Here is a 19,688-nt window from a genome sequence, read left to right as displayed (position 1 = left end):
GCTCGAAGATAAAAAGAGACGCCGCGCAAAGGCGTGCCGTTCTTTTACAGCCGTCGCGGTACGCCGGAGAGCGCACGGATCAGCCGTTCTTGAGGGGCGATTTTATCCCCGGTTTGAGAGTTTTCCTGCAATTGTCCTACTTAAATATTTCAAAATAATAACAAATTGAAAGAATGAAGGGTCGGCGCGGCGGATCGTCGGTGCGCTGACCGTTAGAAACGGGGCACCTGACAATGAGTCATAGGGGATCAATATCGCTGAGGGTGATTGACTGCTACGGAACGAAAAGCCGATCGTCAAGGTGGCCTGCGCAGCACATCGGAGAATCCGCCAACACGGACAGCGGTGGCATGGATCGCTGTCTTGACGCACGATGACAGCAACGCCTGCAATTCATCCGCATGACGATAAAACTGCATCCCCTCGCTTAACGGACAATCCCCATCGACCGCGGGATGACAATAAATCTCGACCACGCCGCGCGGCAATGCATTAAGGGCGGCCAGCAACGCCGCCTTATCCATATTCCCGCTCCTCGCGATGCCCACCACATAATCGTTATGCGCAATTCCCGCACGCGCGAGCCGGACTCGCATCATCGCGATCCATGGCTTCATCCACAGCGGCGCGCCCATTTCGAACGGCAGCCGCATTGCATGCATTCCATAGTCGCGCCCGATTTCCAGAATCAACCCGAGCACCGTCGGATGCAAATGGAAATGCTTGTGGGTGTTGACGTGATCGAGCGTCAAACCCGTCTTCGCAAACGCGTCGAACTGTGCGCGAATCTCCCGGGCCAATTGCCTGCGTACCTGCGGCGAAAAGAAAAAACGCACACCGTCGCGCGCCATGTTGCTGCCGAAGCGTCCATGCTTGTCGAGCAACGCCGGAATGTCCGCACGCGGCATGATCGCGTTGCCATCGGCCAGGACAACATGCAGGCCGACCCGCAATTGCGGCAAATGCCGGGCACGCGCTATCGCATCGGCCGCGGCAGGCGCACCGACCATCAGGCTGGCCGCCGTCAGCACGCCATGCCGGTGCGCCTGCTCGACCGCAAGATTGACGCGCGAATGCAGGCCGAAATCGTCCGCGGTAATGATCAGGCCGGGCACCTTATCCACCATCGGAAGTTTCAATCACATCCAGCGCGGCTAACGCCGTGCTTTGCCTCGCCGATACGGACTCCGTCACGGGTACGCGTGCGCCGCGCCACACAACATGCGAGCCGAACACCGCCGCGAGCCATTGCAAGGCCAGCAAGATATCGCGAAGCGGCACGAGGAGTAGGTCTCGCCAGAAGGCGTGCTCGTGACGCGCGGCGCGCAGATGCAGCAGCACGCGCGCGACGCTACCGCACGCCGTCACGGTGGCGCTCGCGAGCGCCGGCCACGGGTCCACGTCGCCGGGCGGACCCGTCAGGAGGCTGCCTGTGAGCCAGGCTCCCGCCAGCAGCCAGGGCGATGGGAAGGTGATAAACAAAAAGGCGAAGCCCAGCGGATTCACCGAGCGGATCGTGCGCAACCAGCGCGTTTCACGCTGCCACAAGGCCCGGAAACTCGGTTCGATGACGTCGGTGGTCACGATCACGCGCGAGAGCACTGTGCGCAATCCGAGGCCGCGTACGTGCTGCGCGAGCCGATAGTCATCGGCGAGACAGTTTTTCAACGCTTCGAATCCGCCAATACGCTCGAGCGTCGCGCGGCGCAAAGCCAGCGTCGCCCCAAACCCAAAGCGACGTGAACCGACCGCGTGAGCGACCCGCACCGACGGCGCGAACCACTCGTTGATAAACAATGCGCCTACACGTGGCCAGAAGCCACCGACGCCTTGCGCCACGTAAAGACAGGTGACCACCCCAATACTCAAGTCGACGAGGGGCGCGGCCACGGTGTCAAGATAGTCGGCTTCTACGGCGATATCGCTATCGGCAATCACGATCACCTCGTGTCGAGCCCGCTCCGCCATGTTGATGAGATTGCTGACCTTGAGGTTGCTGCCATGCACGCGGGTGTCGATGGCGAGCTCGATGTCGTGCATTGGATAGGCGACTTGCAATCGGCGCACCACGGCAACGGCTGGATCATCGGATGAGGATACGCCGAGCACCAATTGAAAATGCGGATGCTGCTGGACGCAAAAGGTCTGGAGATTTTCGTAGAGACGCGGCTCAGCGCCGCAAAGCGGTTTGAGTACGCTGACGCCGACAGGCGCGAACAGATGTGCAGTGGCTTCAGCGGCCGCCGGATGCACAGCGCTCGTGGCGGCACCGGCACGCCGCATCGCAAAGAACGGCATGGCTAAGGCGGCTGCCATCACGTAGAGCGAAGCGATACCGCAGCCGGCTAACAACACCCATTCATATGCACTCAGCGTGTGCGCCGCCATCGCAGGGTTCCGTCAGTGGCTGGCTAATACGAACGGTCTGCCCGTCAATCGCAGATGAAGAATGACAAGCCCGCGCCGCGGACAACGGGTCGTCACCGATACAGGCCGCGAGAGCGCGAGATGGGTTGTGACGTAACGACGCTGCACCGCCTGCTCGAACGCTGCATGCGCCAGGCGCCGAATCACGATCACGCCGCTGACGATCAGCGCCAGCGCGAGCAGCCTGAACGGCGTGGAGCTGAAGGTCTCTTCAGAAACCGGCAGGACCAGCAACACCAGCAATATGAGCGCCTCGGCGCCCATTGCCGTGAGTGAAGCGGCCATCAGATGGGCTCGCAGTATGTCGACGGTGACCGGTTTCATGGCGTAGTCTCGTGACCTTTCAGGATGACATGCACCTGTATTTCGGCGCGATTCATCTGCAAAAACCGCAAGCTGAGCGTCGAGTCGATGCACCGACATTCGAATGGCGAGTCTCCCGCAACCTGGCGTTGCTTCGCGCCATGCAGGTCACGTGAGAGCGTGTGCTGTCAGGAGCGATACTATCGATCCAAGCTGAAGGAAACCTTAAGCGGCACGGCGGTACTCGGCTGCTGGTGACCACTATGGTTACACTGCGAATGCGGCCCGGTGGCCGTTACAAAGTCCGCGCCAACCGGCGGCCGACATTAATGATGTGAAGGAGTCCTTGACCCATGCGCGTACTCCTCGTAGAAGACGACGAACTGATTGGCTACGGTGTTGAAGCGGGGCTGCGTCAGGCCGGCTTCACCGTCGACTGGGCGCGCGACGGCCACGAGGCCGACCTGGCCCTCACTACCACCACCTATGCGCTCGTGATACTGGATCTCGGCTTACCCAAGGTATCGGGCATGGAGGTGCTGAAACGGCTTCGCGATGCGGGCAAGGACCTCCCCGTGCTGGTGCTGACAGCCAGAAATATGGTGGCTGACCGCGTTGGCGGCCTGGAAGCCGGTGCCGACGACTACCTCAGCAAGCCCTTCGACCTTACTGAACTGATCGCGCGTTGCCGGGCCGTGCTGCGCCGTGCCCAAGGCCGCAGTGTGGAAGTCATCCGCTATCGTGATCTGACGGTCAATCCGGCAGCGCAAACCGTTGAAGTCGGCACTACACGCGTGTCCCTGACCTCACGGGAATGGGCCATCCTGATGCAGTTGCTGACGCACCTGGGCAATCCTCAGTCGCGCTCGAGTCTTGAAGAGAGCTTGTATGGATGGCAGGAAGAAATCGAAAGCAACGCAATCGAGGTGCATGTGTCCAACCTCCGCAAAAAACTCGGCGCCAAACTGATCAGAACCGTGCGCAATCTCGGCTACGTGGTGGAGAAAGCGTAATGTCGCCATCGATACGCCGACGTCTTGTTCTGCTGGTTCTCGCCAGCATCGTGCTGATCTGGGGCATCGCGCTGGTGTCGAGCTATCGGCAAGCCAAACACGAAATTGGCGAATGGGAAGAGGCGCGGCTCGCGGAGTTGGCGCAAATCCTCGCGCTGCTCGACCAGCGCAATCTGACCACGTTGGCCAATGCCCGCATCGACGTGCGGGAAGAAGAGAAAGGCGGCGAACCCGGCGCGAGCGACAGTGACGATGACGACGCGCTTCCGCGTGACGCGCTATTCCAGGTCCGTAGCGCGAACGGCGCCGTGCTGGCCGGCAGCCCGCAATTGCGTACGTTACAGGCGCAGGATCTGCCGGTGCCTCCGCTCAGCGGCACCCAGGACATGACGCTGGGCGGTCAGTTGTGGCATACGTTCACCTTGCGCGATACCGCGCTCGGGCACACGGTGCGTGTTTTCGAGCCGGCCAATACGCGCAGCGATCTGGTAAGCGGCGTGGCGAGCCGAATCGCGCGGCCCACCCTTCTCGCGCTGCCGGTCCTTGCACTGCTGGTTTGGTTCAGCATCGGCTGGAGTCTGGCGCCGCTCAAGACCCTCTCGGGCGCCATCCGCGTACGCGATATCAACCGGCTGGAGCCGGTCGATATCGGCCGGGTACCGACCGAGGTGCGGCCGCTGGTGGATGCGATCAACCTCGTGCTGTCGCGCTTGCGGCACTCGGTTGAGCGCGAACGCGCGTTTACCGCCGACGCCGCGCATGAACTGAAAACGCCGCTCGCTGCGATCAAGGTGCAGGCGCAAGTCGCATTGGCCGAGCCGGACGCCGCACTACGGCAACTGGCGATGCAGCGCGTGGTGCAAGGCGTCGATCGGAGCGCGCGGCTCGCGGAGCAATTGTTGCTGCTCGCGCGCCTGGACGCGCAAGAGAAAATGCCGGCCGAGCCGCTCAAGCCGGCGGCGATCGCGAAGGATGCGCTGCTCGCCAACGAGCGCAATGCACAGCAGAGGGATATTCGCGTGACGCTGGCGGGCGACCTGCACGCCGAGATCAATGCCGAGCCGGTGCTGCTCGGCATCCTGCTCGACAATCTGCTCGATAACGCGATCAAGTATGGAGGCACCGGAGGCCGGATCGAGGTGGACGTGCACCATGCGGATGACCGCGTGCAACTCACCGTGCGCGACGACGGCCCTGGCGTCGCGCAAGGCGATCTCGCCCATCTGACGAACCGGTTTTTTCGCGCGACCGGCACGCAGGCTTCGGGCAGCGGGCTAGGGCTCTCGATCGTCGCGCGGATCGCGGAGCATTTCGATGCAAGCCTGCATATCGGCGCCGGTATCGGCGGACGAGGGCTTGCAGTGCAACTGTCGTTTCCTGCCTATGTCGAAGCGGGCTGACGCGCGCGACGAAAGCCGGGTCTAGCGGCTCTCAGCCCGTTCCGACTGTCCGGACGCGCGATTCGACGACTCGGCAAACTGCCAGGCGAAGAGTCCGGGCACGAAGATCAACAGATCACGAATTCGCCTGGCGCCGGCCAGCGCCAGGCAGATCGAAGGATCGAGCCCCAACGCGCCGCCAATCACAATGAAACCTCCCTCCTGCACACCGAGGCCGCCCGGCACGAAGAACGCCGCGCTGCTCACCGCCTGAATCAGCGATTCGATCACCACCGCCTCGGTCAGGCTCACCGGTGCGCCAAGGAAGTAAAGCGCCAGCCAGATTTCAAGCGCCGTCAGGAAACACTGCAGCGGTTGCCAGAAAAACAGATAGCGCAGCACAACCGCGCGTCTGCGCCAGATCTCCTTGATGGCCTGATCGACCTGTGCCGACTGTCCGACCAACGCCGCCAGCTTGCCGCTCGTCATATGATTGAGCGCACGCGTGATGCGCTCGAATGGACTGGCGTGCTGCACGAGCGCGAACAGCACCAGCAGCGGCGTGAGCACCACCACGCCCCATGCGAGCTGACTGGCGAGCCGCAGCGTGCCGGAATGGGCGTGCGCGAACAGAAAGCCAATGCCGACCATCGTGAAGAGCAACTGGCTGATCACCGTGAGCTGCATATCGACGATGATGCTGCCCACCGCCGTCGAAGGCCGCACGCCCCAGCGCTTGAGCATTCGAAACGAGACCACTTCGCCGCCGATACGCGCGACCGGCAGCATGCTATTCACCGATTCACGCACCCACACGAGGTGCAGCATAGCGAAGACACCGGGACGATTCCCGCCGCGAATCAGCGAACGCCAGTCGCAGGCATTGGCGAGCATCGGCAGCACGTGCGCGAACGCCGCCAGCAGGAGTCCCGCGCCGGCCGCGCGCAGCGCGCCGAGCACGGCGGCGGGATTGTCCAGCCAGACCAGCCAGAGCGACACCAGCAAGCCGGCGAGCGCGGCTGCGCGACCGAGATGCTTCATCACGTGGACACCTCGTGCGCGCGCCTCATACGCATTGCCCTGCTTTTAATAGCCGCTTCGAAAAACCTGCGCATCATGGCCGACCTGTCCTGCCGCTCATCCGTCATTCGTCCTGCGCCGCCGACAGCAGGCCGTCACCGTCCACTTTGAAACTGAAGCCTCGCCAGATCACACGCGACGACCAGAAGCTCGCCAGGAAAATCGAAAACGATACGATATCCCATAACGGCAACAGCCACAGGTCACCATGTGCCTGCTGTAACGCGCGATCCGACTGCAATTTCAGCACGAGCCGGGCGCATACCGCGACCAGCGCAAGCGGCCACGACCACAGCGCGCCGCCCGAGAAGGCGATGGCGAGCAGTGCGAAAGCCAGCGGATAAATCAGCGCCGAGCCGAGATGGCCGAGCGGATCGATGCTGCGAATCGTGCGGCTCCAGCGCAGTTCGTGCGCGATCAGTTGCGTCGCACTCGATTCCACGCAGGCATGCGAGATCGTGAACGGCGGAATCACCACCTTCTCGCCGATCATCCGTACGGCTTCGCCGATTGCATGGTCCTCGGCCAGATGCTTCACGAACGGTGTGAACCCGCCGATTTTTTCAAGGGTATCGCGTCGCATCGCGATGGTCTGCCCAAAGCAGGGACGCGCGAGACCAAGCGCGAGTCCCGTCACCACGCCGGGCAGGAATTGATAGTTGGTGGCCTTGGCCGACAGGCGCGGCCAGAAACCGGGATCGGGCGCACCGCGATACACGCAGGTGACGAGACCGACGCCGGGCTTCTGTAATTCGCCGATTACATTGCGCAGATAATCCGGCCCGACGCTCACGTCGCTGTCGGCGAACACCAGCAGGTCATGCCGGGCCTGCGGCAGCATATTGAGGATGTTGCTGATCTTTCGGTTCGGACCGTACAGGCGCGCATCGGCAACCACGGTGATGTCCGCTTCCGGATGCAATCGCCGCAGATCCTCGACGGTTTGCAAGGCGGGATCGGTTGAATCGTGCACGCCGAACAGGAATTGCACAGGGCCCGAATAGTCCTGCCGGCAGAAGCTCGACAGATTAGCGAGCAACGCCCACTCGCTGCCGTGCAGCGGTTTGACGATCGTGACCGGCGGAAAACTGGTCGGCTCGGACACCGCTCTCGCGAAGAACCGGCCGATCAGCGCACCGGCCAGCACCGTATAGGCGATGCCGAAAACCGCACCCGCCGCACACGCCCAGGCAAGCGTGACGGCGAGCAGATGCACGGCGCTCACGCTTGGTGGGCGCGCAGGAAGCGGAAAAATTCGACGCCTTCACGCAGGCGCCGTTTCATCATGTCCCAGCTCGTGAGCATCTCACGCAGAATTTCCCAGATCTTTGACGGACGGAAATAGAAGCGCTTATAGAAGTTTTCGAGCTGATGGTAGATATCGTCGCGCGACAGATGCGGATAGCCGATCGCCGCGAGCTGCACGCCTGACTTGCTGACGAGATTGATGACCTTGTTCTCTTCGAGCCAGCCGTTCTCCACCGCCTGGTTGTAGAGCGTCGTGCCGGGATACGGCGCGGCGAGCGAGACCTGGATAGTATGCGGATTGATCTCTTTCGCGTACTCGATGGTCTTGCGGATCGTGTCCTGCGTCTCGCCCGGCAGGCCGAGAATGAAGGTGCCGTGAATCTTGATGCCGAGCTTGCGGCAGTCTTCGGTGAAACGCCGCGCAATATCCGTGCGCAAGCCCTTCTTGATGTTCAGGAGAATCTGATCGTCGCCGGATTCATAGCCCACAAGCAGGAGCCGCAAGCCGTTTTCCTTCATGATCTTGAGCGTGGCGTACGGCACGTTCGCCTTCGCGTTGCACGACCACGTCACACCCAATTTCCCAAGACCGCGGGCGATTTCCTCGACGCGCGGCTTGAAGTCGGTGAAGGTGTCGTCGTCGAACATGATCTCCTTGACTTCAGGCAGGTTGTCGCGAATCCACTTTACTTCTTCGAGCACGTTCTCGACTGAGCGCGTGCGGTAGCGATGCCCGCCCACCGTTTGCGGCCACAGGCAGAAGGTGCACTTCGAGCGGCAGCCGCGGCCTGTATAGATCGACACGTACGGATGCTTCAGATAGCCGATGAAGTAGTTGTCGATTTTCAGATCGCGTTTGTACACAGGCGCGACAAACGGCAACTCGTCCATATTTTCAAGGATCGGGCGCGCTTCGTTATGCTCGATCGAACCGTCCGCGGTGCGATAGCTCAAGCCTTTGATCTGCGCGAGCGGCTTTCCCTCGGCCACTTCCTGGCATGTGAAATCGAATTCCTCACGGCAAACAAAATCGATCGCTTCGCTGGCGGTCAGCGAATTGTGCGGATCGACCGCGACTTTCGCGCCGACCATGCCGACCCGCACGGAAGGCTTGCGCTTCTTCAGGTCTTCGGCAAACAGGGCGTCGGTCGGAAACGATGGCGTACTGGTGTGAATGATCACCAGGTCATATTGCTGCGCGATGTCGAGCGATGCATCAACGGACAGTCCGTCAGCGGGAGCGTCGAGAACACGGCTATTGGGAACGAGCGCGGCAGGTTGTGCGAGCCATGTCGGATACCAGAACGAGCGGACTTCGCGCTTCGCCTGATAGCGCGAACCTGCGCCGCCATCGAAGCCGTCATAGGACGGCGCCTGCAAGAACAAGGTTTTCATTAACGCTCCAGCGAACCTGTATGGACGCTTTCAGTTTTCTAGCGGAAAACATCGGAACTATTTGCTCGTGGGAAAACAAGCGGACGCGCAAATAGTACGGAGCAAAGCTGAAGGAAACCTTAAGTAATCGATCGGCCAACGCGGCGACTTTGATTTGCCTCTCCCAACTCGTTTTTGACACCGCCGTCCAGCGATGCAATTGCCAGCCCGTTTGGAATTTCTACAGGATATTTTTCCAGCGAACTGAGACCCTGTGGCAGGGTCCGGAAAACGGGGGAGGAACCGCTAATTCATGCGATTCCAAGGTGCCTTGTTGACCGAAGCCTCATCGCATCCGAGGACGCCGGCAACTATCTCGGACTGCTGACAATCTTCGCTCCAGTGGTGGACTTCCTCTTGCAGCCAATGCCGGTTACACACCTTTAGTCACTGACCTTCGACTTGAACCCGCTCAATACATGAAGTACGTCGAACGTCTCGCACACGAGAGGCATCGACTCATCCGCTACACGTCCGATCCGAAGACACTCCTCCGAGAAGAAACGCCAGTGCTCCGTCTGCCAATACGATAGGGAAAGATCCCCTTCACCTTCACTAGCCGCAAATCCGGCGGTTACGCGCGCAAACGGAACGATCTCTACAGTCGCTGCTTGCCGAACTAGCGTGGGTCGGCTATGCCAATCAAGAACAATCTCGATGTCCCCGGCTTTTGGCAACACGTCGTCCTCGAATTCCCAAGACCACAGCAAACTGCAGGTCGCTCGTTTTATGCCGGCCGCGATACGTAAGATAAGCGCGTTTGATAGCGCCTCGGAATCGCCAAAACTGCCGATCCGAACATCGCCATCTGGCAGGTAGATACCGTGTTCGTGCAATTCCTCGACGAGCTGCCTGATGATCAAGTTCATATCTTCACAATTTCAAGTCGCACTGCCGAAGTTGGGAATTGGCGGTGAATGTCCAACCGGAACGAGGCATTGGCTCGTGATTATCGATGATTCACGCCACCCTGTGCAGACGGTCAGAACATCGCATAACTGGCGAAGGAATCTACTGAGGTCGTGGCTGCGCTAGTGACCAAAATTGTCCTCAAAGCGATCATTGTGTTTATCGAAATCGTGTTGGGTAACGAAGGCGTCGGCGTTCATCGAGGGAGCTTCCTTGAGCGGGACCAATAGGCTTGCGGCAAGTCCGTGACCCTTACGAATAAACGCATGCCGCGACCCAAAGCGAAGAGCCGTCATTCAGTGCGACAACACTGACCGCCGCGTCCAGGCCGATCGGCGCCTCACGCTACCGCGTCATATCAATTGGTTTGGAGCATTCAGCCACAACCCTCGACGCTCCCCTTCCGGGTCACCGCGAGCGTTTCGTTTGCGAAGCATTTACAGCGGCTAGCCGGTCTTTGCGGACGGTTGTAGATCGAGCACAGCACCGCTTCGTCCCGTCTGCCCTTGATGCTCGCCGAACTGCAGGGCAGCAAGCTGCGCATAGAGCGGCGAACTCAGAAGGAGCTCCGCGTGACGGCCTTGCGCAATAATGCGGCCTTGTTCCATCACGACAATGCGGTCCGCCTGCTGCACCGTAGCCAAGCGATGCGCAATGACCAGCGTGGTGCGGTTCTGCGCGGCATTGTCCAATGCCTTTTGCACCAGCCGTTCACTTGCTGCATCGAGCGCGCTGGTGGCCTCGTCCAGCAGCAGGATCGGCGGATCTTTCAGAATCGCACGGGCAATCGCAATGCGCTGGCGCTGTCCGCCAGAGAGTCGCACACCGCGCTCGCCCAGAAACGTGTCGTAACCTTGCGGCAGCTCTTCAATAAATCCCGCCGCAGCGGCCATCCCGGCAGCCCGCTGCACTTGCGCGAGCGTGGCTTCGGGCGCGCCGTAGCGGATGTTATCGAGGACGCTGCCAGAAAAGATCACCGATTCCTGCAGCACTACCCCGATTTCCCTGCGCAACTCGACAAGCGGCACTTGCCGCGTGGGCACGCCGTTGATCAGAATGGTGCCGGTCTGCGGATCGTAAAAACGCAGCAGCAGTTGGAACAGGGTGGTCTTGCCGGCCCCGGACGGTCCAACCAACGCGACATGCTCGCCCGAGCGGACATCGAGTGAGAGGCTGGAAAGCGCAGCGACACCGGGGCGAGACGGATACGAGAAGCTGACGTTATCGAAGCGGATACCCTCGCCGCGCGTCGGCAGCGGCACGGTCGTCTCGGCCGCAACGACCGGCGAGCGCGCAGACAGCAGTTGCAGTAGCCGCTCGGTGGCGCCGGCGGCCCGCTGCAGATCACCCCACACTTCGGCAACTGCCCCCACCGCGCCGGCCGTGAACACCGCGTAGAGGATGAACTGAGACAACTGGCCAGCAGTCATTCGCCCGGCCAGAACCGCCTGCGCCCCGAGCCAAAGCACGAACACAATGGCAGTGAACACCAGCACGATCACCACGGCGGTCAACCAGGCGCGCGCCCGAATGCGCTTGAGTGCTGTTTCGAAGGCCAGTTCTACCGCGCCGCCAAATCGCCGCGCCTCAAAGGGCTCTTGCGTATAAGACTGCACGGTCGGCATGGCATTGAGCACCTCGCCCGCCACTGCGCTCGCGTTCGCTACCTTGTCCTGACTCGCGCGCGAAAGCCGCCGCACGCGCCGGCCGAAGATGACGATTGGCGCGACCACCACAACCAGCGTGGCAATAATGTAGGCCGATAGCACCGGGCTGGTCACCGCCAGCATCGCCACGCCGCCGGTAAGCAGGAAGAAATTGCGCAATCCCAACGACAGGCTGGTGCCCACCACCGTCTGGATCAACGTGGTGTCGGCGGTGAGCCGCGACAGCACCTCTCCCGTCTGCGTGGTCTCGAAGAACTGCGGACTCATCCCCAGCACGTGGTCGTAGACCGCGCGCCGCAGGTCAGCCGTGACCCGCTCACCCAGCCAGGACACGAGGTAGAAGCGCAGCGCCGTGGCGCCGGCCAGTATCAGCGAAACAACGAAGAGTGCGAGAAAATAGCGATCAATATGCGCCCGGTCGCCAGCAGCGAAGCCACGATCGATCAGGTATTTGAACGCCACCGGCAACGCCAGTGTGGCCCCCGCCGACGTTATCAGCGCCAGGAACGCGAGCGCCCATCGCCCGGCATAAGGGCGCAGGAACGGAAACAGCGCAAACAGGGGGCCTATAGCTCGCGAAGGCGGCGAAGGCGAGACAGCGTCTGGCATCAGGATTCCAAGTGGATCGAAGGTCCCCCCGATTGTGCCAGTACTGCGGATTCGAAGACGGACTAGTCAAAGCCTGGCGCTGATCGATGAGCGCTTCGGCGTACGCTACGTATCGTTCAGGGCTAACTGCCTGCCACGTGCTTGCCGCGACTGCCCATCTGTATCAAGATTAGGTGGACCCATCAGGAACAAGCCATTCTCATGACAGACAATCCCGATCCCGACAAACTGAAGGGCCCCGGCGGCCTCACGTTACGCCAGATCCATGAACAGGTTCAGAAGAGCGTCAAGCGCGACCGCGAAGAGAAGGCAACGCGCAACGCCACCGCGCCGCCGAAAAACAGGTGGCAACGTTGGGTACGCTACGTGTGGGGCCGCAGCGGCCGTCGCTAGAGCGACGGTTCGACAAGAGATACGCCGGTCGCAACGCCGATTTGGAAGCAACCGCACGCCGCTGCGAGTCTAGCCTGCCGCAGCGTTTGGCACCCGACGGGACCACAGCGGGTCCGCGCCGGGCACAATCACCCGTCCAGATCAGCGCATGCCGCCACTTGCGACAACATTTTCGCCCGTCATCCAGCGCGAGTCATCCGACGCCAGAAACACTGCGATCGACGCGATGTCATCCGGCTGCCCCAATCGGCCAAGCGGAGTCTGGGTGAGCGCCCACGCATCGAGGTCGGACCCGATTATCCCTGCGCTGTGGGTACCCTCGGTCACCACGACGCCGGGATTAATGGAATTCACGCGAATTTTGCGCGGCCCGAGTTCGCGCGCAAGCACGCCGGTAATTGCGTCGACCGCGCCTTTCGTGCCGCTATAGACAGCGCTTGCCGGCGGCGTAATGCGGGTGACGACCGAACTGACATTGATGATGCTGGCCCCCTCGCCCAGATGACCCACGGCGGCCTGCGTGGTAAGCAACACGCCTAGTACGTTGGTGTTGAACTGTTTGTGGAAGTGTTCTTCGGTGATCTCTTCGATCGTCGAGAATTCGTAGACTCCCGAATTGTTGACCAGGATGTCGAGGCGTCCAAACGTCTCGATGGCCGCGTTGATAATGCCTTTCGCGTCCGCTGCCTTCGAAACATCGCCGCCGACGGCAACTGCCCGGCCATCGTCCGCGGTAATGGCTGCAACGACGGCGTCGGCGCCCGCCTTGCTGCTTGCATAGTTGACGACTACTGAAGCTCCCTCCGCTGCGAGTGCCTTGGCAATAGCGGCGCCAATACCCTTGGACGCGCCCGTGACGACGGCTACCTTACCTGTGAGCTTGCTCATGATCGTTTCCTTGAAGAGATTGAGTACCGTGGAAAATGACTGGCGGTTTCTGGGACCAATCGATTTGCGCTCGTGCAAATGTAGACATCTCTTCGGCCGCGATAAAGCGGCGCAAAACGAATTGACTGGAGGGATTTGACGAACAATTGAAGCTCAGCATATTTTGACCGGTCGTTCCGGCCCGCCTTCGAGGGACAACTTGACGGACAGAAAGCCGTTGGAAAGATCTCGAATGAATTCGACGTAGTCCGACTCGCCGTTGTCGTTCATCACAAGAAGCCGCCGATCCTGAGCTGTGACGCCACGATCTCGATGACCTGCCAGGCTAGCGCCGGTCCCGAACCGGGCGGCCAGTCATCGATGAGCGCGAAATCACCAGGGCCGTCAAGATCTTTGAAATCACCGTGCCGCCGTTGTCGCGCATTGCGGCAGCGAAATAGACGATCCGGCAGAGGTCGCGAACTCCACCGCCCTGGTTGCAGCGTATCGCGCGGCAAAGCAGATCGATCAGATCGCCCTGGGCAGAAAGATAAGAGCGACTAGCACGTCAGCCGCCGCACTAAAGCTGAGCTTCGATAGCCGCTTTATCTATAACTGACCATACCTGCTCGATCTTTCCCTCCCGGAATTGATAGAACACATTCTCCGTAAAGGAAACTCTCTTGCCGTTTACAGGGAGGCCAAGAAATTTTCCCTTTGGTGTACAGACGAATTCCAGCCGGCTGGCGACACAAGGCGGATCGGAAATCAGCAGATGAATTTTGAAATAAAGGTCTGGAATTTCACTAAAGTCTCTCTCAAGCATCGCACGATAACCTGATAAGCCAATCCGCCGATCGTTGTAGTACACGTCGTCATGAACGAACTGTTCCAGCTGCAGCCAGTCCTGCTTATTCAGGCAGGCAATGTAGTCTCGATAGACGTTGGAGAGGTCGATTTTATTCATGGCAATTGCCTGTCCTTTTACAAGGTCCCTGCTGCAAAGCGGGACGAGTTCAAGTTCCACGCCAGCCGTTCACATCGTCATACAGGCTGATGATTTGCCCACAATCGAAGCGGCATCGGGTTCACTCCGCAGCGATTTCCCGCGTTCCCTCGATCAGGGACCTGATCCGTTTCTGATCGGCCGGTGTCGCCGGGTTGTAGACGATCATCTGAAGATCCGGCCGCCCGTCGACCGCGAAGGAAGAATATTCCAGCGAGATGGGCCCAAGCACGGGGTGGCGCAGATGCTTGACCCCTTCGCCGTAGGTCTGCACCTCATTGTCCCGCCACATGGCGGCGAATTCGGGGCTTGACCGGCACAGTTCGTCGACGAGCGGCGCCACCTCGGCGTCAGCGCCTGCGCGTGCGGCATCGATCCGGAAGGCGCTCACCACGAAGCGGGCCACGCTTTCCCAATCGAACTGCGCGGCTCGCACGCGGGGATCGCAGAAGATCATGCGCAGGATGTTGCGTTGTTCGGGCGGCAGGGAGCCGTAGTCGGTGAGCACAGCCGCAGCCGCGCGATTCCAGGCAACCACGTCCCACGTCGCCGTCCTGACGATAGCCGGGCTATCGGGCAGCGCCTCAAGCAGGCGCTGCAGTCGCGGCGTGATCGCGTCGCTGCCCCGATAGCGGACTTCGGGTTGATGGCCGAGGCCGAGCAGGAATATGTGTTCGCGCTCCACCTCGGTCAGCATCAGTGCCCTCGCGATGCGCTCCAGCACGTCCGCCGATGGATTGCCGCCGCGGCCCTGCTCCAGCCACGTGTACCAGGCCGCACTGATATTGGCGCGCTGCGCAACCTCTTCACGGCGCAGTCCCGCCGTGCGCCGCCGGCTACCTGAAAAGCCGAAAGTCGCGGGATCGAGCTTCGTGCGCCTGTTCTTCAGATAATTGCCGAGCCGATTGTCGTTCGCGCTCTCGCTCTTACTCTCGTTCGCGTGGGCCATGTGCAACCTGTTAAGAGGTATACCTGGATAATGTCACCACTTTAACAGGATGATTTTGCCTCGTACATTGATCTCTCGATCACTTGGGAGAGCATCAAATGCGCGTCTTTGTCACGGGAGCCACCGGCTTCGTCGGCTCCGCTGTCGTCCGCGAACTGCTCGCGAACGGCCATCAGGTCGTGGGTCTCACGCGTTCGGAGGAAGGCGCGGCCACGCTCGCCTCTGCCGGCGCCGAGGCGGTTCATGGATCGCTTACCGACTTCGACAGCCTGCGTCGAGGAGCGGCGAGCGCCGACGGGATAATCCACACCGCCTTCAATCACGATTTCTCCCGATTTGCAGCTAGCGCCGAGGAGGACCGGCGCGCGATCGAGGTTCTCGGCAGCGTGTTCGAAGGCAGCGAGCGCCCATTGTTCGTCACGTCCGGCACGGCGTTCCTGAGCAATGGCCGCACGGCGACCGAGGAGGACCGGCCTCGTATGCCGTCCGGCGACTTTCCCCGCGCGTCGGAGGCGGCGGCGCAGACCCTCGCGAACCGCGGCATACGTGCGACCGCCGTGCGGCTACCGCCGTCCGTCCACGGTGTGGGAGACCACGGGTTTGTCCCCATCCTCATCCGAATCGCCCGCGAGAAAGGCGTGTCGGCTTATGTGGGGGATGGCCTGAACCGCTGGCCCGCAGTGCATCGCTTCGATGCTGCCCGCGTCTTCCGGCTCGCGCTCGAGCACGGCGCTATCGACGGCCCGTATCATGCGATCGCGGAGGAAGGCGTGCCGTTCAAGGCTATCGCCGAGGTGATCGGCCGCCGGCTCGGCCTGCCGGTGGTCGCCAAGTCCCACGACGAAGCAGCGGCGCATTTCGGATGGTTCGCGATGTTCGCGAGCGCGGACCTGCCGACATCAAGCGATCGGACTCGCGCCGTGCTGGACTGGGCGCCGACCGGTCCGGACCTTCTCACCGACATCGATCAGCCGGGCTATTACGCGCATCCCTGACGTTCGACGCAGGAACGCATTGCCGGTCGCAAGAAGCTGTCTGATGTTGAGCTTGCTGAACGAGTCAAGCCCTCGATCGGAAAGGACGGTCGGGGAAGGAGTCTACGAACGGGCGGAAAGACGTTTATTAGCTTAAGGGACTATGGCGAGTTGCTGATTCAACGCCCAAGCATGATAGGGCGAGCCATGTTCGTGGACAACGGCCTTTGCCGCATCGTGCATCAGGTCTGGGACTGGCACGACGACCGGCGTTAATCAGTTCACTTGTACATCACTTGCCAGACAAGTGACCACGGCTGGCAATCGAGCCATTTCGTCGGCCACTATCGGGCTATCACGCCTGACGAAGTGGCGTCTCTCGCCTTCGATGACGTACGGGTTCTTTCGCCTGCTATCGGTGGTTACTACCAACCGATCGTCACGGCCGCGACTACGTAGTCCGCTCGGTTCGCCCGTGGTGCTTCAGGGGACGCGGATCGCCATCAGGTGCTTGCCGGCCATGAAGCGTCATTCGTCCCGACCAATGGTCGGCCGTTCAGATGGCGGCTTCGTTCAGTAAACGGACGCTCACCATATCGTTCGCGATCTCACTTTCGAACTTGCGACTGCCTGAAACAAAGCGCGTGGGCGCGAGACTCAACACACCTGTTATCTAATCTATCCTGCGGGTGTAGTCCACCAACCCTCTGTCTGCCCGGCCATCCCAGCCCAGGCTTGCATCTCGGGGAAAATCTCATTCCAACTGTTTTCGAGTAAACGTCGGTGGATGATGTTTTCGTCCGGGAAGGCCGTCTGTGCCAGCATACTGAGTTTAAAATGTCGATGCTCACTCAGCGTACCGGCGGCGCAGAAACGCTCGACACCCAGACGGGCAATATCCTGTCCGGCTATTTCGAACTCGCCAATAGAGGTGACGAAATACGGCATCGTCTCAGTTAGGTTCGAGGGAAGTTGAGCTTCTTCGAGTCGCCGCCTCACGCACTCGTTGAGGAGATCGAATACCTGTGGAGCGAACAAATACCAGTCCTCGTAGGTTACGACGAAGGGATAAATAGGTCGCCCGTTGGGGATCCATTTCGAGAGCCCATTGATCGCATCATCGATGTTTTTGTATAACTGGACGACGGCTTCAGCAAGCTCATCGAGCGATTTCTCAAGCGTTGATCCCTCCGCCGTTTCCTTGGCCCCTTGCTTCATCCGGCGCGTCTTGGACTCGACAAATATGTTTCCGGTGGTGTCGCTTACGATCGCATCCACGCCATGTCGCATATTTCCGGAAACTTCGTAAGGTTGTTCGCCCGTGACGGAAAACCGCTCCAAATCGAAGATCTCAAACAGGACACGCAGTACGTAACGCTCGAAAGCTCGTCCGTATTCATTGCCAAACTCGATCCCGAGTTGGCTTTTCCCCTTGCCGAGATCATAGAAGAGTCCTTCGGTAACGCGCCGAAGCAGAAATTCAGGGAAGGGATGCCAGTAGATAGGTGTCTGATGATCGTCCAGGTTGATCAGGGGAGTGGCTTCCATCGGGTTCCATGTGAATGCCCAGCCCTCATCGTCGCGCTGCAATGCTTCGATATTTCGACGAATCTCAGTCAGCGTTGTACCAGCCATCTTGAAAAATTTGTCACGCGCCTCGTGGGCTACGCCGAACGCCGAGTAATCCTGTGCCGTGCTGGTAACCACCTTTTTCTTCCCCGCGCCAGCGATGCCCATCGCTAGAAAAAACATCTCTCTCACCGAGAGATCCGTTACCCGCTCAAAGATAGGCGCCAACTCGGGGTCGTTGTAGATATGAAAGGCTCGGAACATACGGGCCTCGTCTTGCGGATATTGCCAGCGAGCCTGCTGGTGGATCAATGTATGCAACGCGCGCATTGCGTCGTCACCAGAGCTGATCGTGCGCTCCGAGATCCCTTCACTGATCCGCCGAATGTGGTTGATCATCTGAAAGAGACCCTGAGGCGTAGCGAGTGTATTTTCGTCGCCTGCCGCATGCAGCAATATTTCACGGGACAGAAGATGAAGCTCCCACACATGGATCTCGAAGACTGGGCCGCCCGCTCTCGTCCGAAGTTTTAGCATCCCCGATACATCCACGTGCAACTGGCATTGCCATATGCGCTCCAACGCTGGCCGTAACGCCATTTTTTGGAGTTGATTCCTGAATGGCTTGTACAGATCGTAGATCTTCATCGTGCGCGAACGACCCCGAAATTGGTGATAGCCTCCTATCATACAAGCCATGCTAGAGAGACAATCAGGAGCGTCGATGAAAGCAGATGCAATGCCAGCACCGGAAGGCCTTATCGAGCCGCATGCAGCGCTTCTTCGACAACCGGCGGACGGTCAGCGGCTTTACAAGGTAATGCAGACCGAGCACCTGGTCCGTTCGATTGCCGAGTCTTACCTGCACTTCAATCGCGTCGATCGTTACCGTGATTTCGACACGGCCGACTCGCTTGATGGTGCGCAACTGCCCGCTGACCGGGAGGTCAACGCAGCCGTCGGGTTCGAGAGGATGCCGGATTATACGGCGGCGCACTACTATGACCAGTGTCGTGCCCGGACTTATGCCTGCTGTTTCGCGCTGGAGAACGGCGAACATCTCTGGCAAACCTATGGCTCGGGTGGCAGGCACGGTCGCGTTGCCGTGGTCTTCGATTTTGCATGGTTGCGCCAGCATCTCAATGCCCAGTTGGCACCAGGTGCGAAGCTCGACTGGCAGGGTGTGGTGTGCCGGCAGATTTTCTCGATTAATTACGGGATCGTTGACTACGTGGATTGGGATGAGCATCGCCTCAATGCCGAATACCTGCCTAATCCGATCCTTTACAGCTACATCAAGGCGAAGCGTTTTCGCGCAGAGCGCGAACTACGCATCACGTTAAGCGCGATCGGTATGGGCAAGCTGGCCATAGGTGGTCAAGTCATGCAGGACCTGCCGCATAGTCTTCATATGGCGTTTGACTTTCCAGCCGCACTCGCAGCAGGGGGCATCATCTCCTTTGATCTCGGACCCGATTGCGACGAAGCGTGGCTGGAAACTGAACTGGCCAGGTTTGGGATCGAGCGTAGATAACGGGCGGCAGCGGAAATGCCAATAGCTTTGATATATAGAGCCTCTGAAGCCGTGTCCGAGTTTAAGCGGCGCCAACTATCGATAGTTGCGGGGACAGGATTTGAACCTGTGACTTCGGGTTATGAGTCCAACCAACTACCAGATCGCTCTATCCTGCCGCATGGGGCATACACATGCTGGTGACTGCAACACTGCGTACGAATGTCTCATATTGGCGTGACAGCGGACCGGCGCCGATGCTGACTGAGTGACTTAAACGGGTCGACTTCTGCCTGACGCGGACCGATCAATGGAGGCCCACTCCGAGCGCTCGACGTCGGACCGGGT

The 19,688-nt window shown here is 60.1% G+C and carries 18 protein-coding genes; 6 read left to right on the top strand and 12 right to left on the bottom strand.

Annotated features, from left to right (window positions below; translation table 11 throughout):
- Positions 1-296: 296 nt before the first annotated feature.
- From hpnK to HB376_RS32900, 3 genes are read right to left on the bottom strand one after another with little or no spacing between them, the layout of a single operon-like run.
- A complete protein-coding gene (gene hpnK / locus HB376_RS32910) occupies positions 297-1,127 on the bottom strand; it encodes a hopanoid biosynthesis-associated protein HpnK (RefSeq protein ID WP_213767837.1) in 831 nt (276 codons plus the stop codon).
- Positions 1,117-2,388, bottom strand: coding sequence for a bacteriohopanetetrol glucosamine biosynthesis glycosyltransferase HpnI (gene hpnI / locus HB376_RS32905; protein ID WP_213767836.1), 1,272 nt, complete (start codon positions 2,386-2,388; stop codon positions 1,117-1,119). Before hpnI (HB376_RS32905) ends, hpnK begins: the two co-directional genes overlap by 11 nt.
- Before the next feature lie 12 nt (positions 2,389-2,400).
- Positions 2,401-2,751 (bottom strand): hypothetical protein, encoded by a 351-nt coding sequence (locus tag HB376_RS32900; RefSeq protein ID WP_213767835.1) that lies wholly within the window; start codon positions 2,749-2,751, stop codon positions 2,401-2,403.
- Positions 2,752-2,762: 11 nt separating this feature from the next.
- On the opposite strand from HB376_RS32900, the gene HB376_RS32895 reads away from it, so the two are divergent.
- The 3 genes from HB376_RS32895 to HB376_RS32885 all read left to right on the top strand — a co-directional run bounded on the left by HB376_RS32895 (position 2,763) and on the right by HB376_RS32885 (position 5,143).
- Positions 2,763-2,906 (top strand): hypothetical protein, encoded by a 144-nt coding sequence (locus tag HB376_RS32895; protein ID WP_213767834.1) that lies wholly within the window; start codon positions 2,763-2,765, stop codon positions 2,904-2,906.
- A 177-nt stretch (positions 2,907-3,083) separates the two neighbouring features.
- The gene (locus HB376_RS32890; RefSeq protein ID WP_213767833.1) at positions 3,084-3,743 is read left to right on the top strand and encodes a response regulator; all 660 of its coding nucleotides are present in this window, start codon (positions 3,084-3,086) and stop codon (positions 3,741-3,743) included.
- Positions 3,743-5,143 (top strand): ATP-binding protein, encoded by a 1,401-nt coding sequence (locus tag HB376_RS32885; RefSeq protein ID WP_213767832.1) that lies wholly within the window; start codon positions 3,743-3,745, stop codon positions 5,141-5,143. Before HB376_RS32890 ends, HB376_RS32885 begins: the two co-directional genes overlap by 1 nt.
- 21 nt (positions 5,144-5,164) lie before the next feature.
- Here HB376_RS32885 and HB376_RS32880 read toward each other — a convergent pair whose 3' ends face one another.
- The 5 genes from HB376_RS32880 to HB376_RS32860 form a co-directional block, all read right to left on the bottom strand.
- Positions 5,165-6,163 (bottom strand): flippase-like domain-containing protein, encoded by a 999-nt coding sequence (locus HB376_RS32880; protein ID WP_213767883.1) that lies wholly within the window; start codon positions 6,161-6,163, stop codon positions 5,165-5,167.
- 103 nt (positions 6,164-6,266) lie between these two features.
- Complete coding sequence (hpnI, locus tag HB376_RS32875) at positions 6,267-7,427, bottom strand: bacteriohopanetetrol glucosamine biosynthesis glycosyltransferase HpnI (RefSeq protein ID WP_213767831.1); 1,161 nt, start codon at positions 7,425-7,427, stop codon at positions 6,267-6,269.
- On the bottom strand, positions 7,424-8,845 hold the full coding sequence (hpnJ, locus tag HB376_RS32870) for a hopanoid biosynthesis associated radical SAM protein HpnJ (RefSeq protein WP_213767830.1): 1,422 nt from the start codon (positions 8,843-8,845) through the stop codon (positions 7,424-7,426). Before hpnJ ends, hpnI (HB376_RS32875) begins: the two co-directional genes overlap by 4 nt.
- A 422-nt stretch (positions 8,846-9,267) precedes the next feature.
- Positions 9,268-9,753, bottom strand: coding sequence for an ASCH domain-containing protein (locus HB376_RS32865; protein ID WP_213767829.1), 486 nt, complete (start codon positions 9,751-9,753; stop codon positions 9,268-9,270).
- Between the two features lie 486 nt (positions 9,754-10,239).
- On the bottom strand, positions 10,240-12,069 hold the full coding sequence (locus HB376_RS32860; protein ID WP_213767828.1) for an ABC transporter transmembrane domain-containing protein: 1,830 nt from the start codon (positions 12,067-12,069) through the stop codon (positions 10,240-10,242).
- Positions 12,070-12,270: 201 nt separating this feature from the next.
- Between HB376_RS32860 and HB376_RS32855 the strand changes: the two genes are divergently transcribed.
- The gene (locus HB376_RS32855; RefSeq protein ID WP_213767827.1) at positions 12,271-12,462 is read left to right on the top strand and encodes a hypothetical protein; all 192 of its coding nucleotides are present in this window, start codon (positions 12,271-12,273) and stop codon (positions 12,460-12,462) included.
- 141 nt (positions 12,463-12,603) lie between these two features.
- Here HB376_RS32855 and HB376_RS32850 read toward each other — a convergent pair whose 3' ends face one another.
- The 3 genes from HB376_RS32850 to HB376_RS32840 all read right to left on the bottom strand — a co-directional run bounded on the left by HB376_RS32850 (position 12,604) and on the right by HB376_RS32840 (position 15,284).
- Positions 12,604-13,350, bottom strand: a complete 747-nt coding sequence (locus HB376_RS32850) for a glucose 1-dehydrogenase (RefSeq protein ID WP_213767826.1) — start codon at positions 13,348-13,350, stop codon at positions 12,604-12,606.
- Positions 13,351-13,909: 559 nt separating this feature from the next.
- Positions 13,910-14,296: an ester cyclase gene (locus HB376_RS32845; RefSeq protein WP_213767825.1), complete on the bottom strand. Its 387-nt coding sequence runs from the start codon at positions 14,294-14,296 to the stop codon at positions 13,910-13,912.
- A gap of 121 nt (positions 14,297-14,417) precedes the next feature.
- Positions 14,418-15,284: a helix-turn-helix transcriptional regulator gene (locus HB376_RS32840; protein ID WP_213767824.1), complete on the bottom strand. Its 867-nt coding sequence runs from the start codon at positions 15,282-15,284 to the stop codon at positions 14,418-14,420.
- Between the two features lie 98 nt (positions 15,285-15,382).
- Between HB376_RS32840 and HB376_RS32835 the strand changes: the two genes are divergently transcribed.
- The gene (locus HB376_RS32835; RefSeq protein ID WP_213767823.1) at positions 15,383-16,279 is read left to right on the top strand and encodes an SDR family oxidoreductase; all 897 of its coding nucleotides are present in this window, start codon (positions 15,383-15,385) and stop codon (positions 16,277-16,279) included.
- A 657-nt stretch (positions 16,280-16,936) separates the two neighbouring features.
- On the opposite strand, the gene HB376_RS32830 is transcribed toward HB376_RS32835, so the two are convergent.
- Positions 16,937-18,475 carry a hypothetical protein gene (locus tag HB376_RS32830; protein ID WP_213767822.1) on the bottom strand — a complete coding sequence of 513 codons (1,539 nt, stop codon included), beginning with the start codon at positions 18,473-18,475 and terminating at the stop codon, positions 16,937-16,939.
- Between the two features lie 76 nt (positions 18,476-18,551).
- Here HB376_RS32830 and HB376_RS32825 point away from each other — a divergent pair, with 76 nt between their 5' ends.
- Complete coding sequence (locus tag HB376_RS32825) at positions 18,552-19,361, top strand: hypothetical protein (RefSeq protein ID WP_213767821.1); 810 nt, start codon at positions 18,552-18,554, stop codon at positions 19,359-19,361.
- The last annotated feature ends 327 nt before the right edge of the window (positions 19,362-19,688 follow it).

The organism is Caballeronia sp. dw_19 (assembly GCF_018449515.1).
GTDB lineage: Bacteria > Pseudomonadota > Gammaproteobacteria > Burkholderiales > Burkholderiaceae > Caballeronia.
This window is presented reverse-complemented; position numbering and strand designations above follow the sequence as displayed.